The 26,230-nt window shown below is 67.9% G+C and carries 13 protein-coding genes; 7 read left to right on the top strand and 6 right to left on the bottom strand.

The window, feature by feature from the left end:
* Positions 1-91 precede the first annotated feature (91 nt).
* Positions 92-2,308, top strand: a complete 2,217-nt coding sequence (locus tag AC5WS7_RS13600) for a molybdopterin-dependent oxidoreductase (RefSeq protein ID WP_495954818.1) — start codon at positions 92-94, stop codon at positions 2,306-2,308.
* Between the two features lie 308 nt (positions 2,309-2,616).
* On the opposite strand, the gene AC5WS7_RS13605 is transcribed toward AC5WS7_RS13600, so the two are convergent.
* A complete protein-coding gene (locus AC5WS7_RS13605; protein WP_495954819.1) occupies positions 2,617-3,096 on the bottom strand; it encodes a GtrA family protein in 480 nt (159 codons plus the stop codon).
* 154 nt (positions 3,097-3,250) lie between these two features.
* On the opposite strand from AC5WS7_RS13605, the gene dprE1 reads away from it, so the two are divergent.
* Both dprE1 and dprE2 read left to right on the top strand, forming a co-directional pair.
* On the top strand, positions 3,251-4,735 hold the full coding sequence (gene dprE1 / locus AC5WS7_RS13610) for a decaprenylphosphoryl-beta-D-ribose oxidase (RefSeq protein WP_495954820.1): 1,485 nt from the start codon (positions 3,251-3,253) through the stop codon (positions 4,733-4,735).
* Positions 4,732-5,493 carry a decaprenylphospho-beta-D-erythro-pentofuranosid-2-ulose 2-reductase gene (gene dprE2 / locus AC5WS7_RS13615; RefSeq protein ID WP_495954821.1) on the top strand — a complete coding sequence of 254 codons (762 nt, stop codon included), beginning with the start codon at positions 4,732-4,734 and terminating at the stop codon, positions 5,491-5,493. The genes dprE1 and dprE2 overlap by 4 nt, the downstream gene beginning before the upstream one ends.
* Positions 5,494-5,670: 177 nt before the next feature.
* Here dprE2 and AC5WS7_RS13620 read toward each other — a convergent pair whose 3' ends face one another.
* Positions 5,671-6,018: a type II toxin-antitoxin system PemK/MazF family toxin gene (locus AC5WS7_RS13620; RefSeq protein WP_495954822.1), complete on the bottom strand. Its 348-nt coding sequence runs from the start codon at positions 6,016-6,018 to the stop codon at positions 5,671-5,673.
* Positions 6,019-6,147, bottom strand: coding sequence for a hypothetical protein (locus AC5WS7_RS13625; RefSeq protein ID WP_495954823.1), 129 nt, complete (start codon positions 6,145-6,147; stop codon positions 6,019-6,021).
* Between the two features lie 639 nt (positions 6,148-6,786).
* On the opposite strand from AC5WS7_RS13625, the gene AC5WS7_RS13630 reads away from it, so the two are divergent.
* The 4 genes from AC5WS7_RS13630 (at position 6,787) to AC5WS7_RS13645 (ending at position 18,987) form a co-directional block, all read left to right on the top strand.
* Positions 6,787-8,760 (top strand): galactan 5-O-arabinofuranosyltransferase, encoded by a 1,974-nt coding sequence (locus tag AC5WS7_RS13630; RefSeq protein ID WP_495954824.1) that lies wholly within the window; start codon positions 6,787-6,789, stop codon positions 8,758-8,760.
* 165 nt (positions 8,761-8,925) lie between these two features.
* A complete protein-coding gene (locus AC5WS7_RS13635) occupies positions 8,926-10,890 on the top strand; it encodes a glycosyl transferase (protein WP_495955174.1) in 1,965 nt (654 codons plus the stop codon).
* A 688-nt stretch (positions 10,891-11,578) separates the two neighbouring features.
* Positions 11,579-14,872 carry an arabinosyltransferase domain-containing protein gene (locus tag AC5WS7_RS13640; protein WP_495954825.1) on the top strand — a complete coding sequence of 1,098 codons (3,294 nt, stop codon included), beginning with the start codon at positions 11,579-11,581 and terminating at the stop codon, positions 14,870-14,872.
* A 743-nt stretch (positions 14,873-15,615) separates the two neighbouring features.
* Positions 15,616-18,987, top strand: coding sequence for an arabinosyltransferase domain-containing protein (locus AC5WS7_RS13645; protein WP_495954826.1), 3,372 nt, complete (start codon positions 15,616-15,618; stop codon positions 18,985-18,987).
* A 115-nt stretch (positions 18,988-19,102) separates the two neighbouring features.
* Here AC5WS7_RS13645 and AC5WS7_RS13650 read toward each other — a convergent pair whose 3' ends face one another.
* From AC5WS7_RS13650 to pks13, 3 genes are all read right to left on the bottom strand, one after another.
* A complete protein-coding gene (locus tag AC5WS7_RS13650) occupies positions 19,103-19,303 on the bottom strand; it encodes a DUF5988 family protein (protein ID WP_495954827.1) in 201 nt (66 codons plus the stop codon).
* An 85-nt stretch (positions 19,304-19,388) separates the two neighbouring features.
* Positions 19,389-20,933: an acyl-CoA carboxylase subunit beta gene (locus AC5WS7_RS13655; protein WP_495954828.1), complete on the bottom strand. Its 1,545-nt coding sequence runs from the start codon at positions 20,931-20,933 to the stop codon at positions 19,389-19,391.
* Positions 20,930-26,008 (bottom strand): polyketide synthase Pks13, encoded by a 5,079-nt coding sequence (pks13, locus tag AC5WS7_RS13660; protein WP_495955175.1) that lies wholly within the window; start codon positions 26,006-26,008, stop codon positions 20,930-20,932. Before pks13 ends, AC5WS7_RS13655 begins: the two co-directional genes overlap by 4 nt.
* Between the last annotated feature and the right edge of the window lie 222 nt (positions 26,009-26,230).

Genomic DNA, 26,230 nt, shown 5'->3' on the forward strand with positions numbered 1-26,230 from the left:
AAAACCGCGAGAACCGCCCGGTTCTCGCGGTTTTGTGTTGCGTATGGCTGTTTACATTTCAGCGGTGGGCAGCGCGGGTGATGATGGTGCTATGACCGACGTCACCAATGCTCCTCGCACCCTGTTGCGCACCTGCCCGCTGTGTGAGGCCGTGTGCGGATTAGAGCTGACCCTCGACGCCGAGGATCACGTCATCGGGGTCCGCGGAGATCGGGAGGATCCGTTCAGTCGCGGATTCCTGTGCCCGAAGGGTGCGAGTCTGGGGCATCTGGACGCCGATCCGGACCGGCTCACCCGTCCGATGATCCGCGATCGCGCCGACGACAGTTGGCGCACCGCCTCGTGGCAGGAGGCATTCGATCTGATCGCCGAGCGAATTCCGGCGCTGGTCCAGGAATTCGGGCGCTCGGCAGTGGCGCTGTATCTGGGAAACCCCAACGCCCACACCCTGGCGGGGGCGCTGTACGCCCCGGTGCTGATGCGCGCGTTGAGCACTCGCAATCTCTACTCGGCCAGTACCGCGGACCAGATGCCCAAACAGGTCGCCAGCGGTCTGATGTTCGGCGATCCGCTCACCGTGCCGGTGCCGGATCTGGATCGCACCGATTATCTGCTGATGCTCGGCGCGAATCCGCTGGAGTCCAACGGGTCACTGTGCACGGCGCCGGATTATCCGGGACGGCTGAAGGCGCTGCGCAAACGCGGCGGCCGGCTCGTCGTGGTGGATCCGCGACGCACCCGCACCGCGAAACTGGCCGACGAACATCTGTTCATCCGCCCCGGCAGCGATGCCTACCTGCTGTTCGGGATCGTGCACACGCTCTTCGCGGAGAATCTCACCGATGTCCGGGTACCGGTGGAGGGCCTGGACGAGGTGCGCTCGGCCGCGGCCGATTTCACCCCAGACGTGGTCGCCGGACGCACCGGCGTCGCCGCGGACACCGTCATCCGGCTCGCCCGGGAACTCGCCGCCGCGCCCAGCGCCACCGTTTACGCCCGGATCGGCACGTGTACCGCCGAATTCGGCACGCTCACGCAATGGCTCGTGGATGTGATCAACGTGCTCACCGGCAATCTGGATCGTCCCGGCGGGGCGATGTTCGCCACCGCCGCCGCGCTCGGCATCGTCCGGACCCGCCCGTTCCGGCTCGGCCGCTGGACCACCCGCGTCCGCGAATTGCCCGAGGCCATGGGCGAATTCCCGATCGCCGCACTCGCCGAGGAGATCCGCACACCCGGTGAGGGGCAGATCCGGGCGCTGATCACCGTCGCCGGGAATCCGGTGGTGTCCGCACCGGGCGGGCCCCGGCTCGCCGAGGCGTTCGCCGAACTGGACTTCATGGTGAGCGTGGACCGTTACCTCAACGAGACCACCCGGCACGCCGATGTGATCCTGCCGCCGCCGCGCACCGTGCAGTCGCCGCATTACGATTTCGCGCTGCTGCAGTTCGCGGTGCGCAACTACGCGCGCTACTCGCGGCCGCTGGTGCCGCTGGGCGACAGCGCCTCGGAGGCGGAGATCCTCGCCCGGCTGGCGATGGCGGTTTCCGGGCAGCAACCCGAACCGAGCCGCGACCCGATCGCCGCCGTCGACGAGCTGGTCATCGCCGGAACGCTGCACAAGGCCGGACTGCTGGAGCGTCGCGAGGAACTGCACGGCGAGAACAGCACCGAGCAGCGCATCGATATGATGCTGCGTCTGGGCCCGTACGGGGAGTGGAATGCGGCCGCCGCCGAAGAAGACACCGCCGTCCGCGGCGACCTGAATCTGCGAGTGCTGCTGGACAATCCGCACGGCATCGATCTGGGTCCGCTGCGCCCGCGTCTGCCCGGAATTCTGCGCACCGCCTCGCGCCGAGTGGAACTCGCGCCGCGGCCACTGCTGGACGACCTGTCCCGGCTGCGCGAGCGCCTCGCCGACACCGCACCTGAACTACTGCTCATCGGCCGGCGGCAGCTGCGTTCCAACAACAGCTGGATGCACAACATCCCGACCCTGGTCGGCGGCTCCAACACCTGCACCCTGCACATCCACCCCGCCGACGCCGAACGCCTCGGGCTCACGGACCATGCGGTGGTGAAGTCCGCGGCGGGCGCGGTCACCGTCCCGGTGGAACCGACCGACGAGATCATGCCCGGCGTCGTCAGCCTCCCGCACGGCTGGGGTCACGAGGAGAACGACACCCAATCGGTCGCCCGCACCCATCCCGGAGTCAACGCGAACACCCTCACCGACGTTTCGCTGGTCGACGCCCCCTCCGGCAACGCGGTCTTCAACGGAGTCCCGGTAACCCTGACCCCAGCCTGAGCCACTGGGCAGCAACCGAGATTCACTGAACGGGAATCACTGATCTCGCAAGAACATGAATAACTCCCGGGCACACCCAGGACCGAAGTACGCACCCGGCCGCCGGCCCGGCCCCTGAATCTAGGGACACCCACGGCCCGTGGAGGCCGCGGGGAAGCGCAACAGCTGATCTCGGAAGCACACGGGCAACACCCCGGGCACGCCCAAAAGGTTATCGGCTCACAACCGCCGGCCCGACGCCCAAGTCCCACGCCCCCAACGGCCCGCTGAAGTCTCGGGGAGGCGGGGGAGCGAGGCGGGTCAGCGCGTCAGATCTTGAAGATGACCGCGCGCTGCACGACGAAATTGATCACGGTCGCCACACCCTGGGCGACCACGAAGGCGACCAGGACCGCGAGCGTCACCGGGTGGCCCAGGACGTGCAGTTTCATCGCGGGCAGGGTCGTATTCAGCAGCGCGTTGATGCCGACCTGGGCGGCGAAGGTTATCGCGTAGAGCACGACCACCGCGATGAACCGGGCGCGACTGGGTTCGGCCTTGAATGTCCAGCGGCGGTTGATCAGGTACGCCGTCGTGGTGCCGACGATGAAACTGCACGCCTTGGCGATGTCGCGATCCAGGCCCGCGCCCTTCCAAAGCACCAGGTACAGCCCGAAATCCACGACCGCGGACAGCGCACCGGTCAGGATGAACCGGAAGATCTGCGTCTTCAGATCGACATCCGTACCACCGGGCTCGTCGGCCAGGGGCAACTCGGGCGGCAGCGGAAGATGGGGTTGCGCGGTCACGGGCACGAGCGTAGCGGGCCGCGCGCGGTGCGCCAGTCCCCGCGGGGATCGGATGTCCAGTAACTTCCCAGCGCACTGTGATGTGGATTCCATCCGAGGCAGGCGGTGGTGACGCCCGGTCCTTCCTCCGGCGATACCTGTAGCCTCTATGCCGATGTCCACGAAAGCTCAGACCTCCACAGCCGCGGATACGGCCGCCAGTGAGGGCGGCGAACCGCAGATCGGCAGCGCTGGGTCGCAGGAATCCCCAGCACTCGCCACGCACACTCGTCGGCTGACCGGGTGGGGTCGCACCGCGCCAACCACTTCCGAAGTGCTCTCGACGGGTGATCCCGAAGTGATCGCCCGCGCCGTCGCCATGGTCGCCGAGGACAACGAGTCCAAGCCGGCGCACCTGCGCCGCGGCGTCATCGCGCGCGGACTGGGCCGCTCCTACGGCGACCACGCGCAGAACGCGGGCGGCCTGGTCGTCGATATGACCGCGATGAACCGGATCCACCGGATCGACCGCGACACCCGCATGGTCGACGTCGACGGCGGCGTCAGCCTGGATCAGCTGATGAAGGCCGCGCTGCCGTTCGGGCTGTGGGTTCCGGTGCTGCCGGGCACTCGGCAGGTCACCATCGGCGGCGCGATCGCCTCCGATATCCACGGCAAGAACCATCACAGCGAGGGCAGCTTCGGCAACCACGTCCGCTCGATCGAGCTGCTCACCGCCGACGGCCAGGTGCAGCACATCACGCCCAAGCGCAACGCCAAGTTGTTCTGGGCGACGGTCGGCGGCAACGGGCTGACCGGAATCATCCTGCGCGCGAGCATCGAGATGGCGCCGACCGAGACGGCCTATTTCATCAACGACGGCGTCAAGACCTCGACGTTGGACGAGACCATCGCCGCGCACAGCGACGGCAGCGAGGCGAACTACACGTATTCGAGCGCGTGGTTCGACGTGATGAACCCGGCGCCGAAGCTGGGCCGGGCCTGCATCACCCGCGGCCGCCTGGCCAAGCTCGACGAGCTGCCCAAGAAGAAGCAGAAGAACCCGCTCAAATTCGATGCGCCGCAACTGCTCACGGTGCCGCCGATCTTTCCGAGCTTCACCGCCAACCGGCTCACGCTGGGTGCGGTCGGCGAGGCGTACTACGCGATGGGCGGCAACTACACCGGCAAGATCCAGAACCTGACGCAGTTCTATCATCCGCTGGACATGGTCGCGGAGTGGAATCGCGCCTACGGTCCGGCCGGATTCCTGCAGTACCAGTTCGTGGTGCCGACCGAGGCGGTCGAGGAATTCAAGCGGATCATCGTCGATATCCAGGCGTCCGGCCACATTTCGGCGTTGAATGTCTTCAAGCTGTTCGGTCCGGGCAACCCGGCGCCGCTGAGCTTCCCGATGCCGGGCTGGAACATCTGCTGCGACTTCCCGATCCGTCCCGGCCTCAACGAGCTGGTGAGCGATCTGGACCGCCGGGTCATGGAGTTCGGCGGCCGGCTCTACACCGCGAAGGACTCCCGGACCACCGCCGAGGCCTTCCACCAGATGTACCCCCGGATCGACGAGTGGATCAAGATCCGCCGAAGTGTCGATCCCACAGGCGTTTTCATGTCCGATATGGCGAGAAGGCTGGAGCTGCAGTGATCAACGCCGTAGGTAATCCGCAGACGATTCTGCTCCTGGGCGGCACCTCGGAAATCGGTCTGGCGATCTGCGCCGAGTACCTGAAGAAGGGCCCGGCGCGCATCGTGCTGGCCGCGCTGCCGAACGATCCGCTGCGCGCGGACGCGGTCGCGCAGATGGAGGCCGCGGGCGCGTCCGCGGTCGAGGTCATCGACTTCGACGCGCTGGACACCGAAAGCCACGCCAAGGTGATCGACGCGGCGTGGAGCGCGGGCGATATCGACGTCGCCATCGTCGCGTTCGCCCTGGACGGCGATCCGGAGGAGCTTTGGCAGAACCAGGCCAAGGCCGTCCGGGTGGCTCAGGTCAACTACACCGCCTCGGTGTCGGTCGGCGTGCTGCTGGGCGAGAAGATGAAGGCGCAGGGCTTCGGGCGGATCATCGTCATGTCCTCGGTCGCCGGTGAGCGGGTGCGCCGCTCCAACTTCGTCTACGGCTCCACCAAGGCCGGACTGGACGGGTTCTACCTCGGCCTCGGCGAGGCGCTGCGCCCGCACGGCACGCGCGTCACGGTCATCCGCCCCGGCATGGTGCGCACCCGGTTCTCCGCGCACGTCAAGGAGGCCCCGCTCACCGTCGACAAGGAAGATATTGCGACGCTTGCGGTTTCGTCGGCCCAGAAGGGCAAGGAGCTGGTCTGGGCTCCCAACCAGTTCCGCTTCGTCATGATGATCCTGCGCCACATCCCGCGCCCGATCTTCCGCCGGCTGCCGATCTAGAGTCACCGGCCCGGGACCGCCGGACGGTCCCGGGCACAGGTGCCGACCTCACCGTGCGGTTTCGCCGCGCTTTCGTGCGAGGAACGCGTCCCGATCCAATGGGATCGACGGGCCACGGCCTTCCCCCCTCGGCCAACGCCTCACGCAGCGCGTCCCAGCTGAACTCTCCGGCGGGCATTACAGGCTCAGATGCAGGCATATCGCTCGATCTATCTCGGCTACAACCGATTCGGGCAACCGCCCGAGCGCGGGGCCGAGCCGTTCCACGGACACCGAGCGAATCTGCTCGGCCTGCGCCTTGGAATCCACACGGACACCGGGTAATTCGCTACTCAGAAAAACCTGGAACGGATACACACGGCCGGTGTTGCTCGTCACCGGCACGACGGTGACCACGCCTCGCCCCAAGCGGGCCGCGGTCTCGTTGGCACGGTCGTTGCTGACGATCACCGCCGGGCGGCGCTCGTTCGACTCGGCACCGCGTACCGGCTCCAGATCGACCAGCCGGATCTCACCTCGCCGCACTCACTCGACCCCGTCGCCGGTGGTGTCGCCCCACAGCTGCGCCTCGCCCGAGGACTCCCACTCCGACCAGGCATCCGCGTAAGCATCGGCCAGACCGGCCTGCCTGATCAGGCGCAATGCCTCCTGCACCGCCGCCGACCGCGAGGACAGCCCCCCTCCTGCACTATCTCGTCGAGCAACGCAACATCTTGCTCGGAGAGACTGACGCTCAACTTCATACCCCCAATGCTACTTCCAGTAGGAATCACGGTACTACCACCAGGCGGCATCCGTCACCAACCGGACCTCATCTGTCAGCGCGAGGACGAGTGGCTAGGCTGACGCCCGGCGACGGACGCTCGGACAGCGTGGTGAGAAGACTTTTCCGGAGGGCACAGTGCACAGGATCGGGCAGTTCCCGGTAGGCGGGTCATCCGCGCGACGATTCGGCGGGCAGGCCCACGCCAGGAGCACCCCGGCACGTGCCCGCACACTCGGCCCGCACCTTCTTTCATCGCGTTCGAGCGACGCGGCCGTGTCGACCCCGCCACGGGGTGTTGCTGTCCCGGCGATCTCCGGTTCACAGGCGAGCGGCCACCCCTCTGCGGTCGTGTGCCGTGGACACCGAATTGCTGAGCGACGCAACGTTATCCGCGCCTGGACCGACGGCACCGCAACGAGCGTGCCGGCGTCCGGCCGGTCAGCGCAGCACGGAAGGGATCGAGGGCAGGGTCTCCTGCGGCAGGACGATTCGCCGGCCATCGGCGAGAGCACGACAGGAGCCCGCGGATGAGCACGATGGCAGTGGATCCGGAGCAGCACGTGTCCGGCGGGTTCGCGGTGCTGGGGCGGCGGGTCGGCGGGGCCGTGGGAGACGGCGTGCTCGCTACGGTGGTCGCGGTCGTGGTGGCAGTGGTTGGGCTCGAGGCGTTCTCGGTGGTGCACTGGCCGGCGTTCAACGCGTCCAATGTGACTCGGGCGATCACGACCGTCGGGCAGGTCGGCGCGGCGGTGCTGCTCATCGCGGCGGTGACGATCGTGCGAATGCGGCGGTGGCCCTGGCTGGCGAAAGTGCTGTCGTGGGCCGGGATTTCGGCGTTCGTCACGGTGACGCTGGGTATGCCGCTGGCGGCTACCAAGTTGTATCTGTTCGGCATCTCGGTGGATCAGGAGTTCCGGACCGAATACCTCACGCGGCTGACCGATTCCGCGGCGCTGCACGATATGACATATGCGGATCTGCCGCCCTACTACTCGGCCGGGTGGTTCTGGCTCGGTGGGCGGGTCGCGAGTCTGCTCGGGCTGCCGGGGTGGGAGGCGTTCAAGCCGTGGGCGATCGTATCGCTGGCGGTGGCCTCGGTGCTGGCGCTGGTGTTGTGGTCCAAGCTGGTTCGCGCGGATTGGGCGATCGGCGTGGCGGCGGCGACCACGGCCGTGATGGTGGCCTACGCGTCTCCGGAGGCGTACAGCGCGGTGCTGGTGGTGCTGTTCGCACCGGCGATGGTACTGGCGTGGGGCGCGCTGCACCGGCCGCGGGTTTCGGGTCCGGACGCGCCGGTCGCGACGGCGGGTGGCTGGGGAGCGGTCATCGGCACCGGGACCTTCTTGGGCGTCTCGGCCATGTTCTATACGTTGTTCTTCGGCATCGCGGTATTCGCCGTATGCCTGATGGCGTTCTTCGCGTGGCTCGCGGCGATCGCCCGGCGACGCCGGGACAGCGATCGTGCCGGTCTGGGGTGGCTGCGGGAACTCGGGCCGATTCTGTTGCGGCTCATCGTGATCGGCGTCATCTCGGGAGTGCTTGGCCTGATCACCTACGGGCCCTATCTGCGAAAGTCGCTGAGCGCGCACATGTCCAACGCCGCGCTGCACTATCTGCCGGAGCCGGGTTCGCAACTGTCATTCCCGATGTTCCAATTCTCGCTGCTCGGCGCGCTGTGCCTGATCGGCACGATCTGGCTGGTGCTGCGGGCGGCGAGTTCGCGGCGGGCGCAGGCGCTGGGTATCGCGGTGGTGGCCATCTATCTGTGGTCGCTGCTGTCGATGACGGCCACGGCCGCCGGAACCACGCTGCTGGCGTTCCGGCTCGAACCGATCCTGCAGGTGCTGCTGGCCGCGGCCGGGGTCTTCGGATTCGCCGAGGGGACCCGGGCGGTGTATCGCGCCCTCAACGAGCCCGAGCGGTTCCGCGCGGTGACCGTCGCGGTCGGTGTGCTCGGCGCGCTCGCGTTCACCCAGGACATTCCGAGCATCCTGAACACCGAGATCACCACCGCCTACACCGATACCGACGGCGACGGGGTGCGCGCGGATCAGCGCAGCCCATCGGCGGTATCGCACTACCACGACGTGGATGCCGCGCTGCTGGCCCGGACCGGGCGTCCGCGCGATCAGACCGTGGTGCTCACCGCGGACACCAGCTTCCTGTCCTACTACCCGTACTACGGTTTTCAGGCGCTCACTCCGCACTATGCCAATCCGCTGGCCGATTTCTCCGCCCGCGCCGCCGAGATCACCCGCTGGAGCAAGCTGAAGTCGCCGGCGGAACTGCGCGACGCGCTGGCGCACTCACCCTGGCGCGCGCCGGATGCCTTCCTGTTCCGCAGCAGCGGGGACAGTTACACCCTGCGCCTGTCCTCGGACGTGTATCCGAACGATCCGAACGTGCGTCGGTATTCTGTGACTTTCCCCAAGACGTTGTTCGCGGATCCGCATTTCGAGACGACGGATATCGGGCCGTTCACGCTGGTCGTGGTGCGGTGATGCGACATGATGGCGATGCACACACACCCGTCGGCCTGTGCATAACCTTGTGGAATAAGACATTTTCTTGTGGATAACTCCTCGGCCGACTACGCGCATCCGGAACCCGGAGGTAGCCTGGGCCGCTGATCGTGATCGGCAGGAGGAGTTCTACCAGTGGTATCGGTGCGGGCAACGGATCGGACCGAGCAGTCGGCGGTAGACGCCGCGACCGCGGGTCTGGATCGGCCCACAGCCGATGAGCAGGGCGTCCCGCGCCGACGGCCGTTGTCGCTCTCCCGAGCCGACCTGGTCATCGCGGGCGCCTACCTGCTCCTGGCCACCTACGTCCTGTCCGGTCAGTGGCGCGACACCCACCACGGCTACCTGGTCAAGAGCGGACAGGACCAGTTCATGTGGGAGTGGTTCTTCGCCGAGACCGCCCACGCGTTCGCCCATCTGCAGAATCCGCTGGGCACCCACCTGCAGAATTTCCCCGACGGGGTGAACATGATGGCGAATACGGCCATGTTCGGCGTCGGCGTGCCGCTCATCCCGGTCACCATGGTGTTCGGTCCGACCGTCACCTTCGTGCTGGTGCTCACGATGGGCCTTTGCGCCACCGCCTTCGCCTGGTACTGGCTGTTCTCCCGCGAACTTGTACGCTCACGCTTCGCCGCGCTCCTCGGCGGCCTGTTCTGTGGTTTCGCCCCGGCGATGATCTCCCACGCCAACGCCCATCCCAATTTCGTCCTGCTCGCCGCCCTCCCCGCCATCGCCGCCCTGCTCATCCGCATTGCGCGTCGAGCCGCCGCCGAGCAGGCCGGAGTCGTGCCGGGCCGGCCCGGTTCATGGCACGGCCGGCCCACGCTCGCGACCGCCTTTCGCAGTGCCGGCAGGGGGATTCGCGCGCTTGCCGGCACGAAGCGCGGTCTTCGGGACACAGCGCTGCTGGCCGCGCTGCTGACCTTGCAGATCGCCCTGGGCGAGGAACCGCTGCTGATCTTCTCCCTCGCGTTCGGGGTTTTCGCGATCGTGTACTACCTGCATCGGCCGCGAGCCGGACTGCGGGTGCTGTGCGCGCTCACGCCCACGGTGCTGGGCGCGGCCCTGATCACCCTCGCGCTCACCGCGATTCCGCTGTGGTGGCAGTTCTGCGGACCGCAGAGCTACAGTTCCATCGACCACGGGCCGATGGGCAACGACGTGAAGACGCTGGCGCAGTTCCCGTCCGAATCGCTGGGCGGGGAATTCGCACCGGGACAGAACGTCGCGATCAACCCCACCGAGCAGAACGCGTATTTCGGCTGGCCCCTGCTGATTCTGCTGGCGGTGACCGCGATATTGCTGTGGCGCAAGCGCATTCCTTCCGGCGATGAGCTGGCGGGGTACCGTGTGGTGCGGGCGTGCGCGGTGGTGATCCTCGGCTTCGGCGCCCTGTCGCTGGGCACGCCGGCGATGTTCGGCACGCATTCGACCGGGATCACGCTGCCATGGCATTGGCTGGAGAATCTGCCCCTGCTGGACACCATGCTCGAGACGCGGTTCGCCATGGCCGCGGTCCCGGCGATCGCGGTGCTCCTCGCGCTGGGCACCGAACGCGCGCTGAGCTATTGGCGGATTTCGCTGACCGAGCCGCGACCGCTGATCTGGTTCGCCGCCCTGGCCCTGGCGCTGGTGCCGCTGACCCCCACCATCCTGCCGGTCACCCACCGCCCGGACGTACCGTCCTTCTTCACCGACGGAACCGTCGAGCGGTACGCCGGCGGCGGCTCGGTGGTCATCGCACCGCCGCCGACCCGCCTGGATGCCCGCCCGCTGCGCTGGCAGTACGCCGCGAACTTCGACTTCCGCATCGCCGGAGGCTATTTCGTCGGTCCGATGGAGGACAAGAAGGGCGGCTACGGCCCCATCGACCGTCCCACCGCGGGTCTGCTCATGGACGTCGAACGCACCGGCCGCATCCCACACATCGACGCAACCACCCGCGACCGGGCCCGGGAAGACCTGCGCTATTGGCACGCCGACATCGTCGTCCTCCCACCCAGCCGCAACGGCGACGCCCTGCGCACCGTCCTGGACCAATTACTCGACGTCCCAGGCCAATACGTCGACGGCGTCCACCTCTGGGACGTGCGAGCACTCACCTGATCCCGTCCGGCCACGTTCTGCCGCAGGCAGATTCGGACCGGTGAGCACAGCTTCCGACACTCGCCGCGTAGTACTCGGCGCGGGCGCGACGTGCACAGCGACAGCCATGACCGAGCGGGTGAAGTGGCAACGAAGTCTCGACACTCGCTGGGACGGCAAGCGGTTGACCGCCTACAGCGACTACGCCACTGCATCGAAGAAGTCGCCGGAGGTTTCGTACCGGGTCGCGGCCATACGGGCTGTCCCGCATCCGCGTTGCCGACCGACCTCGACACCGGCGTGCAAGCGCTGGCTACTGGGGAAGCCGGGCGGACAGCCGAATGGGAGACTGTGCTCCGGCTCGGGTCACCGGAAGCGATCGCAGCTGCCCGTAGCCGGCACCAAGCCGCCTGGATGCTCATATTCGTCGCCCGAGAAGAAACAACGATCGAGCACGACGAGCACGTTCGCCGCTACGAGTCCATTGGACGATCGAGAGATGAGTTCTACAGATCCGTGCGGGCCGACCTGGATGTCGAGAGTGGCGCACTTCCAGTTGGCGAGGGCGCTTGGCTGCCTCCCGGCTATCGGGCAGGCGCGGTAATGCAGTCGTCTCGGTACAACCTCCGGCACGGCGTGTGGCCGGGATCACGGGGCGGCGGAGCCCGGCCGGGGGAATCGAACGGGCGGATGGCTAGCATCGGGGATCGTGCGCGCTGACTCCTCCGGGTTCTCCCGTGTCCGGCTGATTGCTCTCGTCTCGGGGGTGCTGGCAGTTCTGTTGGCGGTGATCACGCCGCTGCTGCCGGTGCGGCAGGACCGGGCGGCGCTGGACTGGCCGCAGCCGCAGTCGGTGAACGTCGACGCGCCGCTGGTCTCGTATACACCACTCCAACTGCGTCTTTCGCTGCCGTGCACGGTTCTGCGCGAGCTGTCCAGCGGGACCGTGCTGTCCACCGTGCCGGTCGAGGCGGCGAAGGCCTCGGCCAAGGGGCTTCTCGTGCGGGTGAACGACGAGCCTGGCGCCGGGCGTACGTTCTCGGTGTTGCAGCGCGAGATTCCGGTGCTGTCCGCGCCGGTCGCCGAGGTCGCCGGATGTGGTGAGTTCACCCTCGAATCCACGGTCGCCGGGACGACCGCCACCCTGACCGGTGTGCACCGCAAGGACGGCACGCCGTTCACCAACACCGTCGCCGGGGATGTGCGGCCGCAGGTGGTGGGCGTTTTCACCGATCTGACCCGCGCCCAGCTCGGCGACGCCCATCTGCACGCCGACATCGACGCGCGGTTCTCCTCCTCGCCGACCGTGCTGAAGACCGCCGCGACCGTGGGCGCGGTGCTGTTCACCATCATCGCGCTGATCGCACTGCACCTGATCGATACCGCCGACGGCCGCCGCCCGCGCCGGTTCCTGCCCGCGCGGTGGTGGCGGTTCACCCTCGCGGACGCGGTGGTGCTGGGCACGCTGGTGCTGTGGCACGTCATCGGCGCGAACACCTCCGATGACGGCTACATCCTGAACATGGCTCGCACAGCGGGACATTCGGGCTATATGTCCAATTACTACCGCTGGTTCGGCGTGGCCGAGGCGCCCTTCGGCTGGCCGTACGAGGTGCTGTCCTGGATGACGCGGATCAGCGATTCGAGTCTCTGGATGCGCCTGCCGGCCCTGCTGGCCGGAGTCCTGTGCTGGCTGGTGATCAGCCGGGAAGTGTTGCCGCGCTTGGGCGCTCGCGTCCGGCGGGACCGGGTGGCGCTGTGGACCGGCGGGCTGGTCTTCCTGGCCGGCTGGCTGCCCTACGACAACGGCCTGCGCCCGGAACCGCTGATCGCGTTGGGCGCGTTGCTGACCTGGGCCTCGATCGAGCGGGCGATCGCCACCGGCCGGCTGCTACCGGCCGCGATCGGCGTGCTCATCGCGGCGTTCTCCCTCGCCGCCGGGCCGACCGGGCTGATCTGCATCGCCGCCATGATCGCCGGATCTCGTCCGGTGCTGCAGATCATCATCAAACGCGCGCGGCACGGTTCGGGCCGCGAGGTGCCGGGGGCGGCACGCGGCGGAATCGGTTCGGTCGTCCTGCGTTACGGCTCGGTGCTGGCTCCCGGCGTGGCCGCGGGAACGCTCGTCCTGGTGGTGGTCTTCGCCGATCAGACCCTGGCCGCGGTGCTGGAGGCGACCCGCGTGCGCACGATCATCGGCCCCAATGCCGCCTGGTTCGACGAACGCACCCGCTGGGATGCGTTGCTGTCACTCTCCCCGGACGGGTCGCTCGCGCGCCGCTTCGGCATCCTGGGCCTGCTGCTGTGCCTGGCGGTGTGCGTGCTGGTGATGTTGCGCAAGAACGGCAGGATCCCGGGGACCTCGCGCGGACCGTCCGCGCGTATCCAGGGCATCGTGTTCATGTCGCTGCTGCTGATGATGTTCACGCCGACAAAGTGGACACATCACTTCGGCGTCTACGCGGGCCTGGCCGGATCGGTGGCCGCGCTGACCGCGGTCGCGGTGGGCGCCAACGGGATTCGCGCGCGATACAACCGATCGATCTTCGCCGCCGGGGTGTTCTTCCTGCTGGCGGTGACGTTCACCGGATCCAACGGCTGGTGGTACGTGTCGAGTTACGGGGTGTCCTGGTACGACAAGGCCCCGCTGATCCTCGGCAAGGGCTTCTCCACGGCGTTCCTGGGCCTGGCGGTGCTGTGCCTGCTGCTCGCGGCCTGGCAGTACTACCGGGAACCGTACCGGCACAAGGGCGTTCCGGGTCAACGGCGACGCTTCGACCGATTCGCCGTACAACCGCTGACCATCGCCGCCGCGGTCATGGTGCTGTTCGAGGTCGCCTCGCTGGGCAAGGCCGCGATCACCCAGTACCCGGCGTATTCGATCGCGAAGTCGAATCTGCGTGCGCTGGCGGGGAATACGTGCGCCCTCGCCGACGACGTTCTGGTGGAGACGAATACCGCGGACTCGCTGCTCACGCCGTACTCCGGTCCGGCCGCGAACGGCTTGTCCGCGGACAGCGCCGGATTCACGCCGAACGGCGTGGCCGAGGATCTGACCGCCGACGCGGAGGAGACCTCGACCGGCGGCGCGAACTCGGTCAACCAGGGTTCGCAGAACAAGACCACCCGAACCACCTCGGCCGGGACCGGGGGCGGCACGACGGAACGCCCCGGCGTCAACGGCAGCACGGTCGCCCTCCCGTTCGGCCTTGACCCGGCCCGCACGCCGGTCATGGGCAGTTATACGACCGGCGACAAACAGCAGGCACACCTGACCTCGCAGTGGTATCGCCTGGATCTGGCACGGGCACAGCGTGATCCGGCCTATCGAATGCTGGTGGTGACCGCGGCGGGCCGGATCAAGTCGGTCGACAAGGACGGCGTGGTCACCTACGGCCAGGACCTGAGCGTCGAATTCGCCCATCGCGCACCGGACGGCACGCAGACTTCGCTCGGCTCGTTCGTCCCGCTCGATATCGGCGGCGCACCGTCCTGGCGGAACATGCGGATCCCCCTGGACCGAATTCCCGCACAGGCCAACGCCGTTCGTATCGTCGCGGTCGCGAACGACCTGACCGCCAAGCAGTGGCTCGCGGTCACCCCGCCCCGCCTGCCCCGGCTGGAGACATTGAATTCGGTAGTGGGACAACATGATCCGGTCCTGGAAGACTGGCACGTCGGCCTGGCCTTCCCCTGCCAGCGTCCCTTCGACCATCGCGACGGCGTCGCCGAGGTCCCGAAGTGGCGCATCCTGCCCGACCGCACCGGATCGGACGCCTCCAACGCCTGGCAGGACGATATCGGCGGCGGCCCCCTCGGCTGGACCGAACTGCTCCTGAAGGCCGAGACCGTCCCCGCCTACCTCGACAACGACTGGGACCGAGACTGGGGCTCCCTGGTCCGCTTCACCCCCTACGCCCCCCAATCCACCCCCGCCACCATCGACGTCACAGCGCAGAACACCTGGGGCTGGAAGAAACAACCCCCGATCAAGGCGAAGTGAGCACCCCGAAACGGCAGAAAAGAAACACCACCCCCAGCCCCGACCCCAGCCAACCACCGGCCCCCGACCCCGCCGGAGCGAAGCGTCGGCCAAAGACCCAGCTCCGAAGCGAGCCGGATGCAGAATGCCGCCCCCAGCGGCAAAGCGTTCCCGTCCCACTGGAAGTCGCCGGCGAATCGAAAGATTCAACAACGCCCACCCCAGCATTTTCGGCGCGCACCGCACCCTGTGCCCACCGAAGCGAAGCGAGGCGAAGCCCGACGTGCCTAGCGGCGAAGCGTCTCCGTCTCGCTGGAAGTCGCCCGCAAAGCAACAGGCCCCACAACACCAACCCCACAAGATCCCGACGCGACCCCACCAAACGCCCACCGAAGCAAAGCGAGGCGACGACCAACGCCCCAACGGCAAAGCATCACCGTCCCGCCGGAAGTCACCCGCAAAGCAACAGGCCCCACAACACCAACCCCACAAGATCCCGACGCGACCCCACCAAACGCCCACCGAAGCCAAGCTAGGCGAAGCCCGACGTGCCCAGCGGCGAAGCGTCTCCGTTCCGCTGGGAGTCGCCCGCGAAGCGATAGGTTCAGCAACACCAGCCACAAAGGTTTTCGGCGCGGGCTCGTCGTTCAGCCCTCGAAGCGCATGGCCGAAGGCCGAGTCTCGAGGGCTGAACGACGAGCCTTACAGCGCCGAAAACCCCGTCGGAGCGAAGCGGAGACCAAAAACACAGTTACGATCACCCGGTGCCCGACGCCGCTACTGCTGTCTTGACAGACCCGAACCCCGCCGCTACGCGAGCGAGGTCACGAGACTTCCGCACGGCCCGGCTGATCGCCCTGATCGCCGGGATTCTGGGTGCACTGTTCGCGCTGGCGACGCCGTTCCTGCCGGTGAACCAGACCACTTCCGAGGTGAACTGGCCGCAGCACGGCACGCTCGGCAACGTCGAGGCGCCGCTGATGTCCCAGGTCCCGGTGGACCTGGAGGCGAACATTCCGTGCTCGGCGGTGTCCAAGCTCCAGCCCGGGGCGATGGTGCTCAACACCGCGCCCGCCCAGGGCGATCGAGCCGCGCTCGAGGCGCTGTTCGTCCGCGTCACCCCGGACACCGTCGACGTGGTGAATCGCAATGCCATCGTGGCTTCGGCCAAACGCGCCGAACTGCGCGGCTGCAGCACGATCCACATCGTCTCGGATATCGACCACACCTACGCCGCGTTCGGTGGCCTGACCACGCAGGTCGATCAGCCGGGGCCGGACGGCGCGACCACCAAGGCGACCGTTCCGGTCGAGGGCACCCAGGCCGGTGATCTGCGGCCGCAGGTGGTGGGCGTGTTCTCGGATCTGAAGGGTGCGGTCCCGGCGGGACTGTCCTTCCACATGACGGTCGACTCGCGCTTCACCTCCACCCCGACGATCACCAAGCTGACGGCCTCGATCGCGGCGCTGCTGTGCACGCTGATCGCCCTGGGCGCGCTGGCCCGCCTGGACTCCGGCGACGAGCGCGGCCATCGCCGGATCTTCCCGCGGCATTGGCTGAAGCCGACCTGGGCCGACGGCGCGGTGATCGGCACGCTGGTGGTGTGGCATTTCATCGGGGCGAACACCTCCGACGACGGCTACATCCTGACCATGGTGCGCGTGGCACCGCACGCGGGCTATCTGGCGAACTATTTCCGCTGGTACGGCGTGCCCGAGGCGCCGTTCGGCTGGTACTACGACGTCATCCAGGCGTTCGCGCACATCTCCACCGCCAGTCCGTGGGTGCGCATTCCCGCGACGCTCTGCGCGATCGCGTGCTGGCTGGTGATCAGCCGTGAGGTGGTGCCGCGCCTGGGTCGCGGCGTACGCAACTCGCGTGTCGCGCTGTGGACCGGCGGACTGGTGTTCCTGGCCTTCTGGCTGCCCTACGACAACGGCCTGCGCTCGGAACCCATTGTCGCCCTTGGAGTTCTGCTCACCTGGGTGTCCATCGAACGCGCCATCGCGACCGGACGCCTGATCCCCGCCGCGATAGCGGTACTGGCGGCCGCGTTCACCCTGGCCGCCGCGCCGACCGGATTGAACTGTATCGCCGCGCTGCTCGCCGGAATCCGCCCGCTGGTGCGAATCGTGGTGCGTCGCAGACGTGTCCTGGCCGAATCGGGACGCAATCGGTGGGACCGGTCGTTCCTGGGTTCGACACTGCCGCTGCTGGCGCCGATCGCCGCGGCCGGGCTCCTGGTGCTGACCGTCGTCTACAACGATCAGACCTTCGCCGGAATTCAGGAGGCCGACCGGCTGCGGCAGCAGACCGGGCCGAATCTGGCCTGGTACGAGGACTATCTGCGGTACTACTACCTGTTCGTGGAGACCGTGGACGGCTCGGTGTCGCGCCGATTCGCCTTCCTGGTGATGATCCTGTGCCTGATCACCACGATGCTGGTGCTGCTGCGCCGGCGCCGGGTTCCCGGTATCGCGAGCGCACCGACGTGGCGGCTGCTCGGCGTGGTCTTCGGGACGGTCTTCCTGATGATGTTCAACCCCACCAAGTGGACCCACCACTTCGGCGCGTACGCCGGTATCGCCGGCTCGCTGGCGGCGGTGACCGCGGTGGCGGTCTCGGCGACCGCGCTGCGTTCGCGCAAGAACCGGTCGATTTTCCTTGCGGCGCTGCTGTTCACGCTGGCGGTGTCGTTCTCGGGCATCAACGGTTACTGGTACGTGTCGAGTTACGGTGTGCCGTGGTTCGACAAGATGGTGGTGCTGCACGGCATCAGGTCGAACACCGTGATCCTGGTGCTGTTCGGGCTGGCGCTGGTCCTGGTGGGCTGGCAGGCCTTGCGCGAGGGCTACGCGAAGCCGCCCGCGTCCGCGAAGTCCGTGCGCGGCAGGCGAATTCGGAAATTCGCCGCGATACCGCTGACGGTCATCGCGGCCGCGATGGTGCTGTTCGAGGTACTCTCGCTGGCGAAGGGCGCGTACTCGCAGTACCCGGCGTTCTCGCTGGGCCGCTCGAATATCGACGCCCTGGGCGGCAATTCCTGCGGCCTGGCCAATGACGTTCTGGTGGAACCGAATCCGAACGAGGGCCGGTTGCAGCCGATCATCGATCGGGCGAATCCGCCCGCCAAGGGCGATCCGCTCGCGGGTGCCGATCCGTCCGGCTTCACCCCCAACGGTGTGCCCTCGGATCTGAAAGCCGATGCGGTGGAGGTGAAACCGGGGACCGGCAACACCTCGAGCCAGTCGGTCGGCGCGAACTTCGCCGAGGGACAGAACGCCGGAACCGGTGGCGGTTCCATCCAGCACCCGGGCGTCAACGGCAGCACCGTCGCCCTGCCGTTCGGCCTGGATCCGGCGAAGACGCCGATCATGGGCAGCTATCAGGATGGCCTGCAGACCCCGGCGCATCTGACCTCGAGCTGGTATCAGCTGCCGCCGCGTTCGGAGCAATCTCCGCTGGTCGTGGTGACCGCGGCGGGCCGGATCCTGTCCTACGACCAGACCGGCGCGATGCAGTACGGCCAGAATCTGGTGCTCGAGTACGGCAAGCGCCGCGCCGACGGAACCGTGCAGTCCGAGGGCAGTTACGTTCCGCGCGACGTGGGTCCGGCGCCGTCCTGGCGCAATCTGCGCATCCCGCTGGACAAGCTCGCCCCCGACACCGACGTGGTGCGCATCGTCGCGGATCGCCGGGTGCTGATCGGCGATCAGTGGCTGGCCTTCACACCGCCCCGCGTGCCGAAACTGCGCACGCTCAACACGTTCCTGGGGTCGAAGCAGCCGGTGCTGGAGGACTGGGCGGTCGGCCTGCAGTTCCCCTGCCAGCAGCCGTTCCTGCACCGCTACGGCGTGGCCGATATGCCGAACTATCGCATCCTGCCGGACCGCCCCCTCGCGGTCAGCTCGACCGACACCTGGCAGGCCGAGGAATTCGGCGGCCCGCTCGGATTCACCCAGATGCTGGCGAGCTCCACCACCATCCCCACCTACCTGAAGGACAACTGGGCCCGCGACTGGGGTTCGCTCGAACGCTACGACCGCTACGTCCCGGACGCCACGCCCGCGGCCATCACCACCGGCACCGCGACCCGCTCGGGCCTGTGGTCCCCGGGCCGCATGCGCTCCTACTGATCGACAGAACGGGAGGGCGGCGCGGTGAAATACCGCGCCGCCCTTCGTCTGTCGTCGTCATGGTGGTGGACACGGCCGGGCGATACCCCTGTGGTCGGCGTACCGCGTCGGCCCGCTACGGCTCGATGCGATCGCACCACTCGTAGACCGGAAGGTTGCCTTCGGGGGTGTCCTGCCACCGGGGGGTGACTTTGAAGCGCTCGTAGCCGCCGTGGAACTGCACACGTAGTTCGATGCCGGGCGGGGTGATCGGGACGATGCGTTGCGGCAGGTCGGTTGGCCCGCCTTCTAGTACGGCCTTCGGTGCGCTACCCATAGCTGAAGGCTCTCATATGTGAGCGGCCCGACCGGGTGAATCCGGGAAAGACACTCCGTTCATCTGTCGTTCAGATGCCGGACCCCTACAGCGGCAACAGGTGGTGCTTGCGCGGGTTGCGGATGAGCTTCTTCTCGCGCAGCAGGCGCATGGCCCGGCGAATCTCGAGGCGCGTCGAGGAGGGCTCGATGACCGCGTCGACGTAGCCGCGTTCGGCCGCCACCCAGGGGGTCGCGACGGTCGCGTTGTAGAAGTCGATCATCTGCTTGCGGATGCCCTCGCGCTGGTCCTCCGGCGCGGCGGCGATCTGCCGTCCGCCGATCAGGCTGACGGCGCTCTCCGCACCCATGACCGCGATGCGGGCCGTGGGCCAGGCCAGATTGATATCCGCGCCGAGCTGCTTGGAACCCATCGCCGCGTAGCCGCCGCCGTAGGACTTGCGGACCACCACGGTCACCTTCGGCACGGTGGCCTCGACGAACGCGAACAGCAACCGGCCGCCCCGCTTGATGACGCCGATCTTCTCCTGCTCGACACCGGGCATGAAACCGGGCGTATCGACGACGTACACCAGCGGAATGTCGTACGCGTCGCACATCCGGACGAAGTGCGAGGCCTTGTCCGAGGCGCGCGCGTCCAGCGAACCCGCGTACACCATCGGCTGATTCGCGACCACGCCCACGGCATGTCCGTCCACGCGGGCGAATCCGGTGATGATGTTCTTCGCCGCCGCCGCGCCGACCTCGTGGAAGTCGCCGTCGTCGAAGATGCGCAGCAGGATCTCGTGCATGTCGTACCCGGCGTTGTCCGAGTCCGGCACGATCGAATCCAGTTCCCGGTCGGTCTCGGTGACCTCCGGCTCGAGCCCAGGATTGATCACCGGCGGAACGTCCTGGCAGCTCGACGGCATGAAGCTCAGATAGTGCCGCACCCAGTCGAACGCCGCCTGCTCGTCCTTGGCGATGTGGTGCACGTTGCCGTACTCGGCCTGGCTGTACGCGCCGCCGAGTTCCTCGAGGCTGATGTCCTCACCGGTCACCTCGCGCAGCACCTTCGGCCCGGTGACGAACATGTGCGCACTCTCGGTGGCGACCACGACGTCGGTGTTGATCGGCTGGTACACCGCGCCGCCGGCGCAGTTGCCCAGGATGATCGAGATCTGCGGGACCATGCCCGACAGCGGTTCGGTCAGCAGCGCGAGGTTGGCGTACCAGGCCAGCGAGACCACGGCCTCCTGCACGCGCGCGCCGCCGGAGTCCTGGATGCCGACGATCGGGCAGCCGACCTTGGCCGCGTACTGCATGATCATGCCGACCTTGCGGCCGAACATCTCGCCGACCGACCCGCCGTACACGGTCTGATCGTGCGAGAACACCGCCACCGGACGTCCCTCGACCTTGCCGTGGCCGACCACGACGCCGTCGCCGTAGAGCGAATCCTTGACGTTCGGGTTGCGCATCAGCGCGCCGATCTCGACGAAGGTGCCGCGATCGAGGAACATGTCTATCCGCTCGCGGGCCGACGGGATTCCCTTCTTGGCGCGCTTGGCCACACCGGCTTCGCCCGCCGGTTCCTGGGCAAGTTCGAGCTTCTTGCGCAGATCGGCAAGCTTCTCCGCCGTGGTGTTCACTGGGCTCCCTTCGCAATTTCCGCGAGTTTCAGGGTGAGGTCTGCCCCGATCGTTGCGATACGCGGCTCGTCGATGATCTGGAGATGATCCCCCGGAATGTGGATGATTTCCAGATTCGGGATGAAATCGTCCCAGCCACCGTTGGGAAGCCGGTCGGCGTAACGGGGTTCGATCTCGATGATGCCGTCGTGATAGCGATCGGCGAGGTACAGCACGGTATCGCCGTCGTAGTGCGACGGACGGGTCTTCTCCAGATCCCGGCCGTCCAGCCACGAGGTGCGCTGATGTTCGATGACTCCGCCGGGGATCTTGACGTCGGCGAACTTCATCAGCTCCATGATGATCTGGTACTGCTCCTCGTCGGAGGCGTCCGCGAGTTCCTGCAGCATGTCGTCGTCCAGTTCGCCCTTGATGCCGTAGGTCTTCTGGGCGAACGCCTGGAAACGCTCGACGCGCGCGCGCCGGCCCTTCGGGCTGTTGTCCTCGGGCTCGACCGGAATCGCCAGGTCGATCAGGCCGACCAGGCGCACGTCGTCACCGGCGGCGCGCATCACCTGCCCGACGCCGAGGGCGAACACCGCTCCCAGCGACCAGCCGTACAGCACGTACGGCCCGCCCGGATGCAGTGCGCGGATCTTGTCCGCGTACTCCCGGGAGCGATCCTCGATCGACCCCTCGATGCGCTCGAAGCCGTACATCGGGGTGTCCTCGGGCAGGCGCTTGAGCAGCGGCTCGTACACCAGGGTGTTGCCGCCCGAGGGGTGGAAGACGAAGACCGGCAACGCATCCGAGCCCTCGACGGGTGCGCGCAAGGTGCGCACATAACCGTCGACGTCGCCTTCCTGATGTTCGCGCACGATGTTCGCGAGCTTCTCGATCGTGTCGCTCGCGCGCACGTCCGCGGCGGTGACCTCGGAACCCACTCGCTCGGTGAGTCGTTCGGCCAGCTGCTGCGCGGTGGACTCGTCCAGCTGCGGCAGGGTGTCGAAGATGCCGCCCGCGGATTTGCCGGTGATGGTCGCCCAGGTGGCGTAGGCCAGTCGTTCGGCGGCATCACGCGGCGGGACGTTCGCCTCGGCGGTATTGGAAACCTCTTCCGGGACTGCGGTTTTCGCCTCGAATTCACCCGACTCGGTTGTCGCGGCGGGCTTTTCGGCCTCGGCAGGCTGCTTCGCCTCGGCGGCCTTCGCCTCGAGCACGGCGGCCGGATCGTGACCGGCCTCCACCGCCGCGCGGGCCGCGGCCACGAATTCGTCGTCCACGGTGAGGGTTCCGCCCTCGGCGGCCTGCTTCTCGGCCATCGCCACCATCTCGTCGCGGTGCTCGATGGCGTAGTGCAGCACCTTGCCGACCTCGTGCAGGCTGGCGTCGCGCACCGCGGCGATCTGCAACTGCGGAATGTCGAATTCGTATTCGACCCGGTTCTTGATCCGCATGGCCATCAGCGAATCCAGACCCAGCTCCATCAGCGGGATCTCCATCGGCAGATCCTCCACGGCGTAACCCATGGATTCGGCGACGATGACGGCCAGGCGCGCCTCGACGGTCTCACCGCCGGCCGGATCCCAGCGCTCGCCGAATTCGGCGAGGACGGCCGGACCGTTCTCGGCGGTAACGGCAGGCGCCGCAACGGTTTCCACGGCGGACGCCGGGGCGATCGGGGCCGAGCCCGCCGAGGCGGAGGTCACCACGGCCTCGAACAGCAAACGGAAAGCGTTGTCCTGCTTGGCGTGCACCTGCACCGACGCACCACCCGGATGCGGGGTCAGCGTGGTGGTCAACGTCCCCGAGGCGGGCACCGGCGAATGCGTCACGGCCGCACCGACCGTGACGTCCGCGAGCACCTGCGACGCGGCGGCGGCGACCAGTTGGGGCAGTCCGGCCACGGCCGCGGCCTGCACCTCCCACGCGTGCCGGCCGTCCGGCATCGCGACGTGCGCACCCGGCGCCCGGCCGCTGCCCGAACCAGTGGCGATGCCGACCTTGGGCCAATACTCCTTGCGCAGGAAGGCAGTTCGCGGAACGTCGGCGTAGTCACCGGGGCCGACCAGCGAGAACAGATCGACCTGATGTCCCTGCACGTACAGCTGGGCGAGCGCGGAGATGATGCCCGCGGACTCGTCCTCCTTGCGCTTGAGCGTCGCGATCAACGCCGCGTTGTGCACGCCCGCGGCGAAGGTGGTGCCCAGAACCTGCATCAGCGCAATGGAATTCGGCGCGAGTTCGAGGAAGGTGGTGATCCCGGCGTCCACGGCCTGGCGCACGGCATTGGTGAAGTACACCGAGTGCCGCATATTGGTCACCCAGTAGTCCACGTCGTGCACCGGATCCGACCCGGCGCGGTACACGGTGCCCTGGTGCACGGTCGAATACAGATCGACGGTCGGCTTGGTCGGCTCGATCCCGGCCAGCTCGGCCGCCAGCTCACCCAGCAGCGGGTCCATCTGCGAGGTGTGTCCCGCGCCACGGGTCTGCAGGACGCGGGCGAACTTGCCCTCGGCCTCGGCCCGCGCGACGATCGCGTGCACCTGATCCGGCGGACCGCCGATCACGGTGTTGGTGGGCGCGGCATAGACGGCCACCTCGATGTCCGGGAATTCCGGCAGCAGCGCGTCGATGTCCTCGGCGCTGTACTCCAGCAGCGCCATATTGCGGATATCGGAGTCGGGCAACATCTCGTCGCCCTCCTTCATCAGCCGCGAGCGCGCGCAGATCACCCGGACCGCGTCCTCGAGCGGCAGACCGCCGGACAGATACGATCCGGCCGCCTCGCCCTGCGAATGTCCGACGATGGACGAGGGCTCGGCGCCGTGCGCACGCAGCAGCGCGGCGATACCCAGCTGAATGGCGAACACGCCGACCTGCGAGGTGCCGATATCCCAGTCCTGCGCGTCGTCGAGCATCATCTCGCGCACGGAATACCCGGCCTCGTCCTGCACCAGTTCGTCGACCTCGTCGATGGTGCGGGCGAAGATCGAATTCTCCAGGTACAGCTGCTTACCCATCTTGCGATGGTGCGAGCCGAAGCCGGACAGCACCCACATCGCGCCCTTCGCGGCGGGCGCGTCGGCGGTGAACACACCCTGTCCGGGCTTACCCGCGGCCAGGGCGCGCAGTCCGGCGACGGCCTCGGCGCGGGTGGTCGCCACGACCACGCCGCGCGAGCGGCCGTGGTTGCGCTTGGCCAGCGAGCGCGCCACGTCCGCGAGCGGAACGTCCTGCGCGGCATCGGATTCCAGCCAATCGGCCAGCTGCTGCGCGGCATGGCGGCGGCGCGAGGGCAGATAGGCCGAGACCGGCAGGACCACCGGCAACGGCTCGGTGCGCTCCGAAGTCCATTCCGGCGCGGCGGTTTCGGCGTGCTCGCCGGACCGGTCGAGAATGGCCTCGGCATCGGCGACGATGTCGGTGGTCTCCTCGTCCGCATCCGTCGCGGCGCCGGCCCGCGGAGCTTCCGGTGCGGCCGGGACGTACTCCTGGATCACGACGTGCGCGTTGGTACCGCCGAATCCGAAGCCGGATACGCCGATCGTGGCCTTACCGCTGTAGCGGGGGAATTCGGTCGGGGTGTCGACGATCTTCAGATGCGCCTCGTCGAACTGGATGTACGGGTTCGGGCCCGCGAACCGGATGTTCGGCGGAATGACATTGTGCCGCAACGACATGACCACCTTGGCCAGGCTCGCCGCACCCGCGCCGGACTCCAGGTGACCGAAGTTCGTCTTGGCCGAACCGAGCAGTGCGGGCTTGTCCTCGTCGCGTCCGCGGCCCACGACGCGGCCCAGCGCACCGGCCTCGATCGGATCGCCGATCAGGGTTCCGGTGCCGTGCGCCTCGATGTAATCGACTGTGGAGGGCGCGATTCCGGCATCGCGGTAGGCGCGGCGCAGCACATCGGCCTGCGCCTCGGGGTTGGGCGCGAGCAGGCCGTTGGACCGGCCGTCGTTGTTGATCGCGGTGCCCTTGATCACGGCGTGAATGGTGTCGCCGTCGCGTTCGGCGTCCGCGAGACGCTTCAGCACCACCAGGCCGGCGCCCTCGGACCGGATCATGCCGTCGGCGTCGGCGGAGAACGCCTTGATGTGCCCGTCCTTGGCGAACGCACCGATGGCGTCGAAACCCAGTGAGCCCGCGGGCGCGAGCAGCATGTTCACCCCGCCCGCGAGTGCGAGGTCCGCATCGCCCGAACGCAGATCGCGCACGGCCTGATGCACCGCGACCAGCGTCGAGGAACAGGCGGTGTCGACCGCGACCGACGGGCCGCGGAAATCGTAGAAGTAGGAGACGCGGTTGGAGATGATCGCCGAGGAACTACCGGTGATCGCGTAGGCATCGGCAGAGGCGGGTGCGTCCGGATCGGAGTTGCCCGCACCCAGCACGGCGAGCAGCTGGAAGTCGTTGGTCGAGCTGCCGACGTAGACGCCGACCGACTCGCCCTTCAGCTCACTCGCGGGAATCCTGGCGTGCTCCAACGCTTCCCAGGTCAATTCCAGCATCAGCCGCTGCTGCGGATCCACCCGTGCCACCTCGACCGGCGACATCGCGAAGAATTCGGCGTCGAAACCCTTCACGACGTCCTGGTCCAGATAACCGCCCAGGGTGTTGGCCGAGGCGACGGCCTCGGCGATCTCCGGATCCGCGGTGAACTCCGACCAGCGTCCCGGCGGCAGGTCCCGGATGGCATCGCCGCCGCCGATCAGGAATTCCCACGTCGACTCCGGCGTATCGCCCGCACCCGGCAGCCGGGTGGACAGGCCGACGATCGCGATGTCGTGTGCCTCGCCCGGCCGGTATCCGGCGGTGTAGAAGGCGTCGTCGGTGGTCTCCTCGGGAAGTTCCGGCTCCCCGTTGATGATGCGCTCCGCCAGCGAGGCGATGGTCGGATGCTGATACACGATCGTCGCGTTCAACATCACGCCGGTGAGTTCCTCGACGTCGCCGCCGAGCGCGATGGCATCGCGCGAGGCCAGGCCGAACTCCTCCATCGGCCGGTCCACGGTGATGCTCTCGATCGGCTGGCCGGTCGCGTCGGCGACCCAGCGCTGCAACCACTCGCGCAGCTCGGCCACCGACATCTCGGTGCCCGCGGGCTGCGCCTCGCCCGACTTCGCCACTGCCGCAATCGGTTCCGCGGTATCGGCCGATTCGGCGGCCGTGCCGTCCCGCGACTCGGCGGCGGTGCCGTTCGCCGCTTCCGCAGCGGCGCCGTTCGCGGAACCGGCAGCGGTGCTCTCGGCAGACTCCGCGTGCGCGGCGGCGGTCTCGGTCGTCTGGGTGCCCTCGTTGTCAGCCATCAA

It is taken from the genome of Nocardia sp. PLKS1-43, from assembly GCF_059510335.1.